16 protein-coding genes are annotated in these 15,906 nt (G+C 72.8%); 4 read left to right on the forward strand and 12 right to left on the reverse strand.

Features of this window, described 5'->3' with window-relative positions; translation table 11 throughout:
- Window positions 1–471 precede the first annotated feature (471 nt).
- Complete coding sequence (gene tyrS, locus ACFQO7_RS28640) at window positions 472–1,740, reverse strand: tyrosine--tRNA ligase (protein WP_376809333.1); 1,269 nt, start codon at window positions 1,738–1,740, stop codon at window positions 472–474.
- A 298-nt stretch (window positions 1,741–2,038) separates the two neighbouring features.
- Here tyrS and ACFQO7_RS28645 point away from each other — a divergent pair, with 298 nt between their 5' ends.
- A complete protein-coding gene (locus tag ACFQO7_RS28645) occupies window positions 2,039–2,689 on the forward strand; it encodes a hypothetical protein (protein ID WP_376809287.1) in 651 nt (216 codons plus the stop codon).
- 13 nt (window positions 2,690–2,702) lie between these two features.
- Here ACFQO7_RS28645 and ACFQO7_RS28650 read toward each other — a convergent pair whose 3' ends face one another.
- On the reverse strand, window positions 2,703–3,392 hold the full coding sequence (locus ACFQO7_RS28650; RefSeq protein ID WP_376809288.1) for a DNA-3-methyladenine glycosylase: 690 nt from the start codon (window positions 3,390–3,392) through the stop codon (window positions 2,703–2,705).
- Window positions 3,393–3,398: 6 nt separating this feature from the next.
- On the opposite strand from ACFQO7_RS28650, the gene ACFQO7_RS28655 reads away from it, so the two are divergent.
- Complete coding sequence (locus ACFQO7_RS28655) at window positions 3,399–4,316, forward strand: hypothetical protein (RefSeq protein WP_376809289.1); 918 nt, start codon at window positions 3,399–3,401, stop codon at window positions 4,314–4,316.
- Between the two features lie 189 nt (window positions 4,317–4,505).
- Here the strand turns inward: ACFQO7_RS28655 and argH are convergent, their stop codons facing one another.
- The 9 genes from argH to ACFQO7_RS28700 form a co-directional block, all read right to left on the reverse strand.
- Window positions 4,506–5,918 carry an argininosuccinate lyase gene (gene argH / locus ACFQO7_RS28660; protein WP_376809290.1) on the reverse strand — a complete coding sequence of 471 codons (1,413 nt, stop codon included), beginning with the start codon at window positions 5,916–5,918 and terminating at the stop codon, window positions 4,506–4,508.
- Window positions 5,919–6,031: 113 nt separating this feature from the next.
- Complete coding sequence (locus ACFQO7_RS28665; protein WP_376809291.1) at window positions 6,032–6,562, reverse strand: arginine repressor; 531 nt, start codon at window positions 6,560–6,562, stop codon at window positions 6,032–6,034.
- A gap of 58 nt (window positions 6,563–6,620) precedes the next feature.
- Window positions 6,621–7,559, reverse strand: coding sequence for an ornithine carbamoyltransferase (gene argF / locus ACFQO7_RS28670; protein ID WP_376809292.1), 939 nt, complete (start codon window positions 7,557–7,559; stop codon window positions 6,621–6,623).
- The gene (locus ACFQO7_RS28675) at window positions 7,556–8,824 is read right to left on the reverse strand and encodes an acetylornithine transaminase (RefSeq protein WP_376809293.1); all 1,269 of its coding nucleotides are present in this window, start codon (window positions 8,822–8,824) and stop codon (window positions 7,556–7,558) included. Before ACFQO7_RS28675 ends, argF begins: the two co-directional genes overlap by 4 nt.
- Window positions 8,821–9,729 carry an acetylglutamate kinase gene (gene argB, locus ACFQO7_RS28680; RefSeq protein ID WP_376809294.1) on the reverse strand — a complete coding sequence of 303 codons (909 nt, stop codon included), beginning with the start codon at window positions 9,727–9,729 and terminating at the stop codon, window positions 8,821–8,823. The genes ACFQO7_RS28675 and argB overlap by 4 nt, the downstream gene beginning before the upstream one ends.
- Window positions 9,726–10,880 carry a bifunctional glutamate N-acetyltransferase/amino-acid acetyltransferase ArgJ gene (argJ, locus tag ACFQO7_RS28685; RefSeq protein ID WP_376809295.1) on the reverse strand — a complete coding sequence of 385 codons (1,155 nt, stop codon included), beginning with the start codon at window positions 10,878–10,880 and terminating at the stop codon, window positions 9,726–9,728. The genes argB and argJ overlap by 4 nt, the downstream gene beginning before the upstream one ends.
- Before the next feature lie 67 nt (window positions 10,881–10,947).
- A complete protein-coding gene (gene argC / locus ACFQO7_RS28690) occupies window positions 10,948–11,961 on the reverse strand; it encodes an N-acetyl-gamma-glutamyl-phosphate reductase (protein WP_376809296.1) in 1,014 nt (337 codons plus the stop codon).
- A gap of 80 nt (window positions 11,962–12,041) precedes the next feature.
- The gene (locus ACFQO7_RS28695) at window positions 12,042–12,293 is read right to left on the reverse strand and encodes a hypothetical protein (RefSeq protein WP_360538680.1); all 252 of its coding nucleotides are present in this window, start codon (window positions 12,291–12,293) and stop codon (window positions 12,042–12,044) included.
- The gene (locus ACFQO7_RS28700) at window positions 12,290–12,970 is read right to left on the reverse strand and encodes a TNT domain-containing protein (RefSeq protein ID WP_376809297.1); all 681 of its coding nucleotides are present in this window, start codon (window positions 12,968–12,970) and stop codon (window positions 12,290–12,292) included. The genes ACFQO7_RS28695 and ACFQO7_RS28700 overlap by 4 nt, the downstream gene beginning before the upstream one ends.
- Before the next feature lie 107 nt (window positions 12,971–13,077).
- Here ACFQO7_RS28700 and ACFQO7_RS28705 point away from each other — a divergent pair, with 107 nt between their 5' ends.
- Together ACFQO7_RS28705 and ACFQO7_RS28710 are read left to right on the forward strand one after the other, a co-directional pair.
- On the forward strand, window positions 13,078–13,683 hold the full coding sequence (locus ACFQO7_RS28705) for an ArsR/SmtB family transcription factor (RefSeq protein WP_376809298.1): 606 nt from the start codon (window positions 13,078–13,080) through the stop codon (window positions 13,681–13,683).
- Entirely contained in the window at window positions 13,680–14,948 is a 1,269-nt protein-coding gene (locus tag ACFQO7_RS28710) for an MFS transporter (protein WP_376809299.1), read from the forward strand. Before ACFQO7_RS28705 ends, ACFQO7_RS28710 begins: the two co-directional genes overlap by 4 nt.
- A gap of 237 nt (window positions 14,949–15,185) precedes the next feature.
- Here ACFQO7_RS28710 and ACFQO7_RS28715 read toward each other — a convergent pair whose 3' ends face one another.
- Window positions 15,186–15,899 carry a pyrimidine reductase family protein gene (locus tag ACFQO7_RS28715; protein ID WP_376809300.1) on the reverse strand — a complete coding sequence of 238 codons (714 nt, stop codon included), beginning with the start codon at window positions 15,897–15,899 and terminating at the stop codon, window positions 15,186–15,188.
- Between the last annotated feature and the right edge of the window lie 7 nt (window positions 15,900–15,906).

The following is a 15,906-nucleotide window of genomic DNA, read 5'->3' on the forward strand; positions in this document are numbered from 1 at the left end:
TGGCACTTGGCTTAAATAGCACCCTGTTGAGTTCTCAAAGAACAAGCACACACCGCGTCGTCCAGGTCTCCCTGGCCGCCTCCGGGGCAACTCATCCAGCTTACCCATCCGGCCGTTCCGTGTCAAATCCGAATTTTCGGATCTGTCCGGCTCGTCCGTTTGGACACCCCGAACACGCAGAACCGCTAGGTCCGTACGAGGTTCGAGGAGAACCAGTGACCCGGCCGACGGTCCCCTCCGAGAAGATTCTCGGCGAACTCATCCGCCCGGCTCGTCACCGGCTCGGTAACCATACCCGGTTGGTTTCGGCCGATCAAATCGGCCCCACCCGGTGCGCTCCGGCCTCTTCGCTCCGACCTTCCGGTCTCGGCTGTTTTGTCCGTTCCGCGCTGGCAGAGAGAACATTACGCGGGACGCGCCGCCGCCCGCAAATCGGGGGGACGCGTCCCGCGTCACATCATGGTCAACTGCCTATTTCCGCAGCTCAGCACCGGCGATGGTCTTCTTGCCGCGGCGCAGCACCAGGTACTTGCCGTGCAGCAGCAGGTCCGCGGACACCGGGGCGTCGGCATCGGACATGCGCTCGTTGTTGATGTACGCGCCGCCCTCGGCGACCGCGCGCCGTGCCTCGCCCATGCTCGCCGCCAGGCCCGACTCCTTGAACAGCACCGCGACGCTGGGCAGCTCGTCGACCTCGACCAGGCCGGCTTCGGCCAGCGCCGAGCGGAGCGTCGACGGGGCGAGGTCGGTCAGCGCGCCGCGGCCGAACAGCGCCTGCGACGCCGTGATGACCTGCTCGCACTCGTCCTTGCCGTGCAGCAGCGTGGTCAGCTCCTCGGCCAGCGCCTTCTGCCCGGCCCGCGCGAACGGCCGCTCCGCGGTCTCCTTCGCCAGCTCCTCGATCTCCGCGCGGGAGCGGAAGCTGAACACCTTCAGGTAGTTCACGATGTCGGCGTCGGCCGCGTTGAACCAGAACTGGTAGAAGGCGTACGGGCTGGTCATGGTCGCGTCCATCCAGACCGACATGCCTTCGGCGCTCTTGCCGAACTTGGTGCCGTCGGCGCGCGTGATCAGCGGAGTGGTGAACGCGTGCACGCCGCGCACGCCCTTGCGCCGGTTGAAGTCGACGCCGGCGATGATGTTGCCCCACTGGTCGGAGCCGCCGTGCTGCAACGTCACGCCGTAGCGCTGGTGCAGCTGGTAGAAGTCGTGCGACTGCAGGATCTGGTACGCGAACTCGGTGAAGCTGATGCCGCTCTCCAGCCGCGCCTTGACCACCTCACGGGCCAGCATCTGGTTCACCGGGAAGTGCTTGCCGACGTCGCGCAGGAACTCGATCGCCGACAGCGGCGAGGTCCAGTCCAGGTTGTTGACCATCCGCGCCGCGTTGGCGCCCTCGAACTCGAAGAACGGCTCCACCTGCCGGCGGATCTTGTCCACCCAGCCGGCGACGGTCTCCTCCGAGTTCAGCGAGCGCTCGCCCTCGGCCTTCGGGTCGCCGATCAGGCCGGTCGCACCGCCGACCAGCAGCACCGGAATGTTCCCCGCCTGCTGGAGCCGGCGCGCGGTCAGCACCTGCACCAGGTTGCCGACCTGGAGGCTGGGCGCGGTCGGGTCGAAGCCGACATAGAACGTCACCGGCCCCTCGGCCAGGTGCTTGCGCAGCTCGTCCAGGTCGGTGGAGTCCTGCAGCAGGCCACGCCACTGCAGATCATCGAGGATGTCCGTCACGCCGTCGATTGTCGCGCATCGCGCGGACCGGCCGACAACCGGTTTCCCCACCGCCGAGCCGGGCCACCCGGCCCGGCTACCGTCGTCGCCGCTGGTCAGCACTCGCGACGGGGAGGCCGTGGGCCGCCACCACGTCGGCTCGCCGCCCTGGCTCGTCCCATGGCAGCCCGACAGACCACACGACCGCCGATTCCGGGCCGCCCTGCCGCGTCGGAGTCCGCGCGTTCGTGAACCTGGCATGATCGCGCGGTTGCGGCGATCGGGACGCGGGCATAGCGCGGGCATGGAACTGTCGTTTCTTCGCGCCATGTATGAGATCCCCGGCCCGTGGGCGTCGCTGTACATCGACGGGACCGATCACACCGAGGCGACCGCCGCGGCGCTGAAGCTGCGCTGGCGGGCCGCCCGGGAGACGCTGCTCGACGAGGGCATCGACGAGCCGACGCTGCTGGCGCTGGAGGGTGCGCTGGCCCAGTACCGGCGTCCGCGCGAGCGCCACGGTCTGGCCGTGTTCGCCGCACAGGGCCGGGTGCACTACGCCGAGGCGATGCCGCAGCCGTTGTGCACCGACAGCGCCGAGATGGCCCCGCTGCCGCATGTGACGCCGCTGCTGGCCATGCGCGACGGCGAGCCGCTGCCCGGCAGCACTGCCGAACCGGCCGCGTCGGGTGTCACCGACACCCTGGCCGCGTTCGAGAACCGGCAGGTCGAGGCGCTGCTGCTGGACCCGGCCGCGCTGGCCAAGGCCCGGGTGTGGATCGGCGACTCGCCGGCCGACCTGTCCGCGAGCGAGGAACGGCTGCGGCAGCTGGGGGCGTCCCGCGCCCATCCGGTACGCGCCGAGGACGCGCTGGTCCGCGCCGCGGTGCTCAACGACGCTGAGCTGATCATCGTCAACGCCGCCGAGGTCCGGCTCGACGAAGGCGTCGGCGCCGTCCTCCGCCCCGACCCCGCCTGACCACCACCGAGGACTACGACGGCCGCGGTGTGGGCGCGGTGCGGCGGCGAGGGGTGTGGCGGCGGTACGGGCTCACGGAGGGTTCGCCGTGCAGCCAGAAGCGCCACGGCCGGTCGTGCGCGGCGGCGACGCCGACCCGCGGACCCGACCTGACCAGCTCCGGCGACACGGCCGGGGCGGGGAGCAGGCGCGCGGGCCCGGTGCCGTCGAGCAGTGACGTGCGGTTCGCGGACCCGTCGATGCCCAGCGCCATGGCCAGCCGGGCCGGACCCCGGGCCAGCTCGCGGTCGGCGACCTGGCCGCGCCGCTCGCGGGCCAGGTCCACTCCCCCGACCACCGCGCCCGCGCGCAGCAGCACCGCGGCCGCTTCGCCCTCGTGGCCGGCGGTGACGTTCATGCACCAGTGCATGCCGAAGACGAAGTACACGTAGAGCACGCCGGCCGGGCCGAACATCACCGAGCTGCGCGGGGTGGGGCCGCGGTGGCTGTGCGAGGCGGGGTCCTCGCCGACGCCGGCGTACGCCTCGACCTCGGTGATCCTGATCCGCACCCCGTTGGCTTCGAGCTGCCAGCCCAGCAGGCCGCGGGCGGTGTCGGTGATCTGGGCGGCGGGCGCGTCGAGCAGCGAGTAGTCCACGCCACCAGGGAACTCCGGCGCGTGGCCGAATGCAAAATCCGTGCTGTCGTACCCGTGCGCGAACATCGGCGGATGTCGACTGTCTTCACGCGGGCCAGGGAGTTCGTGTTCGAGCAGGGGCGGCCGCTGGACCGGGCGCGGCTGCGGTTCCACTTCGAGTCCGGCCCGGCCCGGACGGTGCTCGACGAGCTGGTGTCGTACCAGAACGACGACGGCGGTTTCGGGCATGCGCTGGAGCCGGATCTGCGTACCCCCGTGTCTTCGGCGGTGGCGACCTGGTGCGCGGGCACGGTGCTGCACGAGATCGGCGCGGGCGCGGCCGAGCCGCTGGTCCGCCGGGCCGTCGGCTACCTGGTGGACACCTATGACGCCGCCGAGCGGCGCTGGTGGATCGTGGCCCCGGAGACGGAGGACTCACCCCGCGCGCCGTGGTGGACGTACGCGGACATCGGCGCCACCTTCAACGATTGTGTGCTCAACCCGACGGCGGGGCTGGCCGGGGTGCTGTGGGAGTACCGGGAGCTGGTCCCGCCCGCGCTGCTCGCGGAGCTGACCGAGACGGTGCTGACCCGCTTGGAGGACGGGGTCGCCAGGACGAGCGGGCTGGACCGCGGCGAGCTGACCGCGGCGGAGCTGTTCCTCCAGGCCCGGAACCTGCCCGAGGCGGCGCGGCGGCGGGCGCTCGCCGCGCTGCGCCGCGCCGCCGCCCAGCGGGTGGAGAACCGGCCGGAGGCGTGGACGGAGTACCTGCTGCAGCCGCTGGACGTGGCGCACACCCCGGACTCGCCGCTGTCGTCGGCGGTGGATCAGGCGTCGATCGCGGCGAACCTGGACTATCTGCAGGACCGGCAGCTGCCGGACGGCTCCTGGCCGCTCACGTGGAGCTGGGCCGAGGTCGACGCCGACGCGTGGCGGCTGGCCGAACGCGACGCCAAGGGCACTCTCGCCGTCGACCGCCTCCTGACCCTACGCGCCTACGGCCGCATCTGACCCGATCCCACCACCGGCCGCCGGCCAACCCCGGCCCACGCGCCGCCTGCCCGCCTGCCCGAACTCTTAACGACTTGCGGGCTCCCGGGGCCAGGAGGCCGCAAGTCGTTAAGAGTTGCGCCGGGAACGCGCGGCGGGAACGCGCGCCGCGAAGGCGCGGTCGGAGGCGCGGCGGGGTGGGCGCGCGGGTCAGTGGGGGACGACGGATTCGGCGGACCAGGTGTGCCAGGTCTTGAGCTGGTCGGTGACCGAGGCGAGCTGGTCGGCCACGGGGCCGGGGCCGGTGGAGCCGGGGGTGGTGCGGGCGGCCAGGGCCGACTTGACGGTGAGCACGTCGCGGACCGACGGGTCGAGGTGCTCGCTGACGGCGGCCAGGTCGCTGTCGCTGACCTCGTGCAGCTCGCATTCGCGCACCGAGCACAAGGCCACCAGCTTGCCGGTGATCTCGTGCGCGTCGCGGAACGGCACGCCCTTGCGGACGAGCCAGTCCGCCACCTCGGTGGCCAGGGAGAAGCCGACGGGCGCGGACGCGGCGAGCCGGTCCACCCGTACCGTCATGGTGGAGATCATCCCGGCGAGCGCGGGCAGCACGAGGGTGAGCGTGTCTACGGCGTCGAACACGGGCTCCTTGTCCTCCTGCATGTCCCGGTCGTACGTCAGGGGCAGGCCCTTGAGCATGGTCAGCACGTTGACCAGCCCGCCGATGAGGCGGCCGGCCTTGCCCCGGGCCAGCTCGGCGATGTCGGCGTTCTTCTTCTGCGGCATGATCGACGAGCCGGTGGCGAAGGCGTCGTCCAGCTCGACCCAGCCGAACTCGTACGACGTCCACAGCACCACCTCCTCGCCGAGCCGGGACAGGTGCACGCCGAGCAGCGCGGTGATGAACAGGAACTCGGCGACGAAGTCGCGGTCGCTGACGGCGTCCATCGAGTTGGGGAACGAGGTGCGGAAGCCGAGCTCCTTGGCGACCGCGCCGGGGTCGAGCGGCAGGCCGGAGCCGGCCAGGGCGCCCGCGCCGAGCGGGCTGACCGCGGTGCGCTCGTCCCAGTCGCGCAGCCGGTCCAGGTCGCGCAGCAGCGGCTGCACGTGGGCGAGCAGCCAGTGGCCGAAGGTGACCGGCTGGGCGTGCTGCACGTGGGTCAGGCCGGGGGCGGGGGTGTCGACGTGGCGGCCGGCCTGCTCGGTGAGCGCATCGGCGAGTTCGGTGATGCGCCCGGCCAGGTCGCGGGCGTGGTCGCGCAGGTAGAGGCGCAGGTCGGTGGCGACCTGGTCGTTGCGGGACCGGCCCGCGCGCAGCTTGCCGCCGAGGGTGCCGAGGCGCTCCAGCAGGCCGCGTTCGAGAGCGGTGTGCACGTCCTCGTCCTCGATGGTGGGCCGGAACGTGCCGGTGGCCACGGCCGCGTCGAGGTCGTCGATGGCCGCGAGCATCTTGCCGAGCTCGTCGGGGTCGAGCAGGCCGGCGGCGGCCAGGACCCGGGCGTGCGCGCGGGACCCGGCGAGGTCGTACGGCGCGAGCCGCCAGTCGAAGTGCACGCTGACCGACAGCCGTGCCAGTGCCTCGGCGGGTCCGTCCGCGAACCGCCCTCCCCAGAGCCGGGTCATGTCTGTTCCGTCCTTCGTCCTCAAGAGTTGATCATGAACTTATGGCAGCGACACGCCGTCGAACCCTGCCTTAAGTTCATGATCGACGCGTCGGAGCGGGGGTGGGTGGTGGGTCAGGTGAGGTCGTCGTCGAGGGGGGGTAGGTCGTCGGTGGTGTCCAGGCCGGCCCAGGTGGCGAATTTGGCGGCCAGGGCTTCGCCGCCGGCGGGGTCGCGGGCGACGACGAAGATGGTGTCGTCGCCGGCGATGGTTCCCACGAGGTCTGGCAGGCCGCTGCGGTCGATGGCGCTGGCCAGGTAGTGGGCCGCGCCGGGCGGAGTGCGCAGGACGGCGAGGTTGCCGCTGTGGTCGGTGCCGTTGAGGACCTCGCGGAGCAGGCGGATCAGGCGGGCCGGGCCGATCGTGGCCGGGCGCAGGGCCGGGTGGCCGTCCTCGGGGATCAGGTAGACCGCCGGTGCGCCGTCACGGCCGCGTACCTTGACCGCGCCCAGCTCCTCCAGGTCACGGGACAGGGTCGCCTGGGTCACCTGCACGCCGTCGGCCGCGAGCAGCTCGGCGAGCTGGGTCTGCGATGTCACCGCGCCGCTGCGGATCAGCTCCTCGATCCGGGCGTGGCGCGCGGTACGAGTCATCGGCGCGGTCATGCCTCAACCTCCGTCCGCTCGGGCGTCTCATGTGCACCGTAAGGCATGGCGGTGCGCCTCACGCGTGCTCCATGAGGAACGTCAGCAGCGCCTTCTGCGCATGCAGCCTGTTCTCCGCCTGGTCGAAGACCGCGCTCGCCGCGCCGTCCATCACCTCGTCCGTGATCTCCTCGCCGCGGTGGGCGGGCAGGCAGTGCAGCACGATCGCGTCCGGGTCGGCGTGGGCGAGCAGCGCGGCATTGATCTGGTACGGCAGGAACGGGGTGATCCGGTCCAGCCCGTCGCCCTCGTGGCCCATCGAGGTCCAGGTGTCCGTGGCGATCACGTCCGCCCCGGACACGGCGTCCTTGGCCTCGGTGAACTCGGTGACCGAACCACCCGTGCGCGCCGCGACCACGGCCGCCTGGGCCAGGATCTCGCGGTCGGGGGTGAACCCGAACGGCCCGGCGATGCGCACGTGCATGCCCGCCACCGCCCCGCCGAGCAGGTACGAGTGCGCCATGTTGTTGGCCGCGTCACCGACGTAGGTCAGCGTGCGCCCCTCGGTGTGCCCGAGCCGCTGCCGCACGGTCTGCAGGTCGGCGAGCACCTGGCAGGGGTGGAAGTGGTTGGTCAGCGCGTTGACCACGGGCACGGTCGCCGCGGCGGCCAGCTCCTCGATCCGGGTGTCCTCGAAGGTCCGGATCACGATCGCGTCGACGTAGCGCGACAGCACCTTCGCCGCGTCCGACATGGTCTCGCCCCGGCCGAAGTGCGTGTTCGTGGCGTCGATGAGGACCGCGTGCGCGCCGAGCTCGGAGATGCCGACCTCGAACGACACCCGGGTGCGCAGCGACGGCTTCTCGAACAGCACGGCGATCGACTTGCCCGCCAGGGCCTTGCGGTGCCCGCGCCGGTTCTCGGCGTACTCCTGGGCGAGCGTGAGGACCTGGTCCTGCTCGGCCGAGGTCAGGTCGTCGTCGCGCAGGAAGTGCCGTCTGCTCGGCGTGGCGGTCATGCGGAGGCTCCGGTCTCGGTGGGGGAACCGGCCTGCGCGACGATCGCGGGCTGGGCCGGTGTCTCGGGCTGGGGCGCGACGAGGTCGAGGACCGCGCCGAGCGCGGCCAGGAACGCGTCGGCCTGGGCGCTGGTGAGGATCAGCGGCGGGGCGAGCCGGATCACGTCCGGCTGCGCGGCGTTGACGATGAACCCGGCGTCCAGCAGCGCCTTCTGCACGGCCGGCGCCACCGGTGCGGTGAGCACGACGCCGAGCAGCAGGCCGGCGCCGCGTACGCCGGCTACCAGCGGGTGGCCCAGCGCCTCGACGCCGCGGCGGATCCGCTCGCCGATCCGCTTGACGTGGTCGAGCAGGCCGTCGGCGGCGATGGTGCGCAGCACCGCCAGGGCCGCGGCGCACGCGACCGGGTTGCCGCCGAAGGTGGTGCCGTGCTGGCCCGGGGTGAACAGCGCCGCCGCGCCGCCCGGGTGGGACTGGGCGAACGCGCCGTCGGCGAACGCGATGGTCGCGCCGATGGGCAGGCCGCCGCCGAGGCCCTTGGCCAGGGTGATCACGTCAGGCGTGACGCCTTCGGCCTGGTGGGCGAACCAGTGGCCGGTGCGGCCGACGCCGGTCTGCACCTCGTCGAGCACCAGCAGCGCGCCGTGCCGGGCGGTGATCTCCCGGGCCGCGGCGAGGAAGCCGGGCGGGGCCGGGACGACACCCGCCTCCCCCATGATCGGCTCCAGGATGACCATGGCGGTCCGGTCGCCGACGGCGGCGGCCAGGGCCGCGGTGTCGCCGTACGGGATGTGGGTGACGTCGCCCGGCAGCGGCCGGAACGGGTCGGCCTTGGCGGGCTGGCCGGTCAGCGCGAGCGCGCCCATGGTGCGGCCGTGGAACGCCTGCTCGCAGGCGACGACGTGGGTGCGCCCGGTGCGCCGGGCCAGCTTGAACGCGGCCTCGTTGGCCTCCGCGCCCGAGTTGGCGAAGAACACCCGGCCGGGCCGGCCGGTCAGCGCGAGCAGCAGCTCGGCCAGCGCGACCGGCGGCTCGGCGACGAACAGGTTGGACACGTGCCCGAGCTGCGAGATCTGCTTGGTGACCGCGGCGACGACGGCCGGGTGGCCGTGGCCGAGCGCGTTGACCGCGATCCCGGACAGCAGGTCGACGTAGGAGCGGCCCGCCTCGTCCACCACGACCGAACCGGCCCCGCTGACCAGGGCCAGCGGCGGCGTGCCGTAGTTGTCCATCAGCGACTGCTGCCACCGCTGCGTCAGCGTCATGGCTTCTCCCCGCTCGTGTCGTCGGCGCCGGGCCGCATGGTCTGGTCATCGGGGACGACCATGGTGCCGAACCCCTCGTCGGTGAAGATCTCCAGCAGGGTGGAGTGCGGGACCCGGCCGTCGACGACGACCGCGGACGGCACCCCGCCCCGCACGGCCCGCAGGCAGGCCTCCATCTTGGGCACCATGCCCGCCGACAGCGTCGGCAGCAGCGCGTCCAGCTCCTTGGCCGTCATCTTCGAGATCAGGCTGTCCGTGTCGGGCCAGTTCGCGTACACGCCGGGCACGTCGGTGAGCACGATCAGCTTGCGCGCGCCCAGCGCGATGGCGAGCGCGGCGGCGGCCGTGTCGGCGTTGAGGTTGTGCGCCACACCGTGCACGTCCGGGGCGACCGTGGACACCACCGGGATGTGGCCGGTCGCGAGCAGGGCGTCGACCAGCGAGGTGTCGACGCTGAGCACGTCGCCGACCTGGCCGATGTCGACCGGCTCGCCGTCGATGACGGCCGGGCGGCGTACCGCGGTGAACAGCCCCGCGTCGTCGCCGGCCAGCCCGACCGCGTGCGGGCCGTGGCCGTTGATCTCGGTGACCAGGTCCTTGCCGACCGACAGCAGCACCATGCGCACCACGCTCATCGCCTCGGCGGTGGTGACCCGCAGGCCGCCCTTGAACTCCGAGGCGATGCCCATCCGGTCGAGCATGGCCGAGATCTGCGGGCCGCCGCCGTGCACGACGACCGGGCGCAGCCCGACGGCGCGCAGGTAGGCCATGTCGGCGGCGAACGAGGCGCGCAGCTCGGGCGTGGTCATCGCGTGGCCGCCGTACTTGACCACGACCGTCTCGCCGCGCAGCTCCGTCAGCCACGGCAGCGTCGCCACCAGGTTGGCTGGATCCAGTCCGGTCATGACGAGTACGCCGAGTTCTCGTGCACGTACGCGTGGGACAGGTCGTTGGTCCAGACCGTGGCGCTGTCGTCGCCGGCGTTGAGGTCCACGGTGATGCGCACGTCGACCCCGGACAGGTCCACCTTGCTGCGGTCCTCGGCAGCGGCGCCCGCGCGGCAGACCCACACGTCGTTGATGGCCACATTCAGCTCGTCGGACTCGAAGACGGCGTCGGTGCAGCCGACCGCGGCCAGGATCCGGCCCCAGTTCGGGTCCTTGCCGAACAGCGCGGTCTTGACCAGGTTGTTGCGGGCGATCTCGTGCCCGACGACGACCGCGTCCTCCTCCGAGGCGGCGTTGACGACCTCGATGGCGATCTGCTTGGTGTGCCCCTCGGCGTCGGCGAGCAGCTGCTGGGCCAGCGAGTGGCAGGCCTGGGTGACCGCGGCGGTCAGCTCCTCCTGGGTCGGCTCGACGCCCGACGCGCCGGAGGCCAGCAGCAGCACCGTGTCGTTGGTCGACATGCAGCCGTCGGAGTCGAGCCGGTCGAAGGTGAGCCGGCAGGCCTCGCGCAGCGCCTCGTCGAGGGCGTCCGCGCCGGCGACCGCGTCGGTGGTGAGCACGCACAGCATCGTGGCCAGGGACGGGGCGAGCATGCCCGCGCCCTTGGCCATGCCGCCGACGGTCCAGCCGTCGCCGGTGATCTCGACGACCTTGGGCCGGGTGTCGGTGGTCATGATGGCCTCGGCCGCGGCGAAGCCGCCCGCCTTGGCCAGCGCCTTGGCCGCGCCGTCGACGCCGGCCAGCAGCTTGGGCATGGGCAGCCGCTCGCCGATCAGCCCGGTCGAGCAGACCGCGACCTGGCCCGCGCCCATGCCGCCGAGGCGGGAGGCGACGTACTCGGCGGTGGAGTGGGTGTCCTGGAAGCCGCCGGGGCCGGTGCAGGCGTTCGCGCCGCCGGAGTTGAGCACGACGACCTTGACCGCGCGGCCCCTGACGACCTGCTGCGACCAGAGCACCGGGGCGGCCTTGACCCGGTTGGCGGTGAACACGCCCGCGGCGGTGGCGTCGGGGCCGTCGTTGACGACCAGCGCGAGGTCCAGCGCACCGGTGCTCTTCAGCCCGGCGGCGACACCCGCGGCCCGGAAGCCCTTGGGGGAGGTGACCGTCATGCCGACACCCCGCTTCGCGTGCCGTCGACATGGACCCTGAGGCCAATGGTTCGCTCGCTACGCTCGCTCACGGCGCTACTCCGAAGACAGACAGGCCGGAGGTCTCCGGCAGCTCGAACATGATGTTGGCGCACTGGACGGCCTGGGCGGCGGCGCCGCGGCCGAGGTTGTCGATCGCGCTGACCACGATGATCCGGCCGCTGTCGACATCCACGGTGGCCTGCAGGTGAGCCGAAGCCGAACCCAGGGTGGCGGCGGTGTGCGGCCAGGCGCCCTCGGGCAGCAGGTGCACCAGCGGCTCGTCGGCGTACGCGTCGGCGAGCACCGCGCGGACCACGCCCGCGGTGATGTCGCAGTTGGTGGGCTTGGCGGTGACCGTGGCCAGGATGCCCCGCGGCATCGGCGCGAGCACCGGGGTGAACGACAGGCTCGTCGCGCCGGTGGCCTGCTTGATCTCCGGAACGTGCTGGTGCGCGCCCACCTTGTACGGGCTGAGGTCGCCCATCACCTCGCTGCCGAGCAGGTGCGGCTTGGCCGACTTGCCCGCGCCGGAGGTGCCGGAGGCGGCGACCACGACCACGTCGTCGGCCTCGGCCAGCCCGCTGTGCAGCAGGGGCGCGAGCGCGAGCGTGGTGGCCACGGCGTAGCAGCCGGTGGCGGCGACCCGGGACGAGCCGGCGATCAGCTCACGCTGGCCGGGCAGCTCGGGCAGGCCGTAGGTCCACGCCCCGGCGTGCTCGCCGCCGTAGTGGCGGGTCCACGCGGCCGCGTCGTGCAGCCGGTGGTCCGCGCCCAGGTCGACGACCTTCGCCGAGGCGGGCAGGGCGGCCGCGACCGCGCCGGACTCGCCGTGCGGCAGGGCCAGGAAGACGAGGTCGGTGTCGGTGAAGGCCTCGGGGGTGGTCTCGGTCAGAATGAGGTCGAGCCCGGTGAGGTGCGGGTGCACCGCGGCGACGGGCTTGCCGGCCTGGCTGTGCGCCGTGGCCGCGACGAGTTCGAACTCGGGGTGCCCGGCGATGAGGCGCAGCAGCTCGCCGCCCGCATAACCGCTCGCCCCGGCGACGCCGATCCGGATTCCCATACCTACCTCCGCATAAACATTCGCCATGAGCATACGACTCGGTGCATGTTCATGCAAATGAGGCCCGCGTCACTCATCGCCTACTCGTCAGGGAAACCGGTCAGCACCTCGTAGAAGCGGGTGCAGGCCGCGGCCTCGGTGTCGAGGACCTCGCGCACGTCGTACACCCCGCGCTCGTAGGAACCGATCTCCCAGCGCTCGCCGGCCGGGCGCAGGAACCAGAAGTCGGTCGGGATCGGCACGTGCTCGTGCACGCCCGGCACCTGGAACGACTCCGGCGGCTGCCCGGTCTCCAGCAGCGCGGTGACGAGCACGTGCCGATCCGGGATCACCCGCGCACCGCCGGCAGCTCCTCGACCAGATAGCCGTGGTCCAGCAGCCAGGTCACGCTCAGCGCCGTCCCGGCGTCGGGCAGGTACGCCGCCATCAGCTTGTACTGCATGCCCAGGCCGGGCTGGCCGAACCAGGGCGCGGTCATGCCCCCGTCCACGGTGAACGGCTTGGCCACGCAGTACACGTGGTAGTTCGCCTGCGGCGCGCCCTGCGGGGTGTTCAGGTTCTGCGGCGGCAGCGCCCGGTCGGCGTACGGCGTGCGCACCGGGGCCAGGAAGGACCCGCCCGCGAAGCCGAAGCGATCGAGCCGCGCGCCCGCGGCCAGCTCGACCGGATGGCGGTCGACCATGTCGCCATGGGTCATGAAGCCGTCGTTGGGCGGGTAGACCCAGTTCGCGCCGTCGCGGAACCGCGCGACGAAGTCGGCCTCGGCCAGCGTGCCGAACCGCTGGTAGCCGTGCAGCAGCGGGCCGACCACGCCGGAGCGCGGCAGCGGCTTCGGTCCCAGTTCCGGCCGGGCGGGGTCGAAGAACTTCGCGGTCGCCGGGGCGATCGCGGGCGTGCCGGGACGGCATTCGCCCCGGCCGTAGCCGAGTGCGGCGGACGCGTCGGCAGCCGGTGCGAGCGGGACGAGCAGCGCCGCGGCGAGCGCGGCGACCAGGAGACGGATTTTCACAAAACCCCCGTTAGTGAATCAATAGGCGTGATCACTAACGGCCGGGAGGGCGCTGGGGTTGCTCTACCGACTCCCCAAGAAACGTTTGGTGGTCTAGACTCCCCAACATGTCTTTGGGAGACGAGGAGCCGACCGGGCGTACGGTCACCGGCGACCTGCGCGCCCTGGCCCACCCGATCCGGCTGCGCATCCTGTCGCTGCTCACCGGTGCCGAGATGACCGCCGCCGAGATCGCCCGCGAGCTGGGCATCACCCACGCCAACGCGAGCTACCACCTGCGGCTGCTGCTCAACGCGCGCTCGATCGAGGTCGCCGGGGAGGAGAAGATCCGCGGCGGGCAGGCCAAGCGCTACCGGTACGACGTCGCCAAGGCCTTCACCCCGCGTGGCGACCAGGCGCACCCGCGACCCGACGACGTCCAGATCGTGTACGCCGCCCTCGCCGCCGAACTCCAGCGCCGCGCCCGCTCCATCGTCACCGGCCCCGCCGCCGTCGGCACCCTCACCGACGCCGAACTGTGGCTCGACCTCGACGAGTGGAAGGCGATCCGCGACCGGATCGCCCAGGCCAGCGAGCACATGCACCGCATCGCCCGGCGCCCGCACACCCCGGGCACCGTGCCCGTCAGCGCCACCATCGCCCTGTTCCGCCTGCAGGACGACAGCATCAGCGCCACGAGCGCCTCCCCCACCCCCGCCGAGGAGCAAGAATGACCACCTTCCGCGAGTCGCTGGCGCCGCTGCGCCACGCCCCGTTCCGCCACCTGGTCACCGGCCGGGTGGTCGGCCTGCTCGGCAACGCCGTCGCGCCCATCGCGCTGGCCTTCGCCGTGATCGACCTGACCGGCTCGGCCACCGACCTCGGCCTGGTCGTCGGCGCACGCTCGCTGGCCAACGTGCTGTTCGTGCTCTTCGGCGGCGTGCTCGCCGACCGGCTCCCCCGGCACCTGGTCATGGTCGGCTCCAGCGTGCTCGCCGCCCTCACCCAGGCCGCGGTCGCCGCGCTGGTGCTCACCGGGACCGCGACCATCCCGCTGCTGATCGGGCTGAGCGTGGTCAACGGCATGGTCAGCGCCATCGCGATGCCCGCGACCGCCGCGCTGCTGCCGCAGACCGTGCCCGCCGACCAGCTCGTCTCCGCCAACGCCCTCAACCGCCTCGGCGGCAACACGGCCATGATCGCGGGAGCCGCGGTGGGCGGCATGCTCGTCGCCGCCGTCGGCCCCGGCTGGGGCCTGGCCGCCGACGCCGCCACCTTCGCGCTGAGCGCGCTCGCCTTCGCCCTGGTCCGCGTGCCCGACGTGCGCGACCGCGCCACGCCGCGCGCGAGCACCCTGCACGAGTTGCGCGTCGGCTGGACCGAGTTCGTCTCGCGCAGCTGGGTCTGGTCGATCGTGCTGGCGTTCATGTTCATCAACGCGGCGCACAGCGGCGGCATGAACGTGCTCGGGCCCACCGTCGCCGACGCCACCATCGGCCGCTCCGGCTGGGGCACCGTGCTCGCCGCGAGCACCACCGGCATGGTCGCCGGGGCCGTGGTGGCGCTGCGCCTGCGGCTGCGCCGTCCGCTGCTGGTCGGGTGCGTCAGCACGCTCGGCTTCGCGCTGCCGACGCTGGCCCTGGCCGAGCTGCCGACCCTGCCGGTGCTGATGGTCGCCGGGTTCATCGCCGGGTTCGCCGTCGAGCAGTTCGCCATCGCCTGGGACTCCGCCCTGCAGCGGCACGTGCCCGCCGACCGGCTCGCCCGGGTGTACTCGTACGACATGCTCGGCTCGTTCCTGGCCATCCCGGTCGGGCAGGTCGCCGCGGGTCCGCTGGCCGCGTGGATCGGCACCCGCAACGCCCTGCTGTGCGCGGCGGGAGTGATGGTGCTCGGGGTGCTCGGCATGCTCGCCAACCGCGGCGTACGGCACCTGCGCGCCGACACGCCCGTCACGCCGGCCGCCCCGGCCCGCCAACCCGCCCCGACTGCGGCCTGACCGACCCCGCTCCGCTCCCGGCCGCCGCGACCCTCAACGGGCCGACACACCCCGCCGACCCCGCGCCCGTGCCCACGGACACGACCCGCCTGACGGGGCGCCACGACCAGGGCCCGCGCGGCGTGTACGGCGGGCGCGAGTCGCACCAAGGTCGTTCGACTTGCCAGGCACATGGGCGAATTCGCCTTCAAGATACGCACAGGTGCCAGGCAAGTCTGGCGATCTTGAGCGGGCGGGTCAGCGCGGGCGGGTGTGGCGGAGGAAGAGGTGGGTGCCGTCCGTCAGGACGTGGGCGGGGGTCAGGCGGTGGGGGGCGGACGGGGGGCCGGCGACGATGCGGACCGAGCCGGGGCCGGCCAGGGTCGGGCTGACCGTTAGACAGAGCTCGTCGACCAGGTCGGCGGCGACCAGGCTGCCGAGCAGGTGCGGTCCGCCCTCGCAGAGGATCTGGGTCAGGCCGCGGGCGGCCAGTTCGGCGACCAGCACGGCCGGGTCAACCGAGGAGTCGCCGCAGTCGATCACTTCGGCGGACGCGGGGTATGCGTGCGGCGCGACGGCGTGGGTGATGACGATCGGGCGTGCGGGCGGGTCGGCGAAGAACCGGTCCGGGACGTCGCCGCCGCGGGTCACCACGGCGAAGCGCGGATGCGGGGTGAGCCCCCGCGCGACCCGCCACGCCTGGGCTTCGGCGTCGAGCAGGGTCGCGCCGTAGCCCTCGACCCGGATCGTGCCCGCGCCGACCACGACCGCGTCGGCCTGCATGCGCAGCCGCTTCATCAGGTCCTGGTCGGCGGGGCTGCCCAGCGCCCCGGAGCGGCCCTCCACGGTGGCCGCCCCGTCCAGCGAGGTGATCATGTTGACCCGCAGCAGCGGCCGGTCCGCGCGCGGATACGCCGCGAGCAGCTCGGACTCGGACAGCTCACCGGCGGGTTCGGGCGACAACCTGCGCATACGCGGA

The sequence above is a fragment of the Catellatospora aurea genome, from assembly GCF_042663325.1.
Classification (GTDB): Bacteria; Actinomycetota; Actinomycetes; order Mycobacteriales; family Micromonosporaceae; genus Catellatospora; species Catellatospora aurea.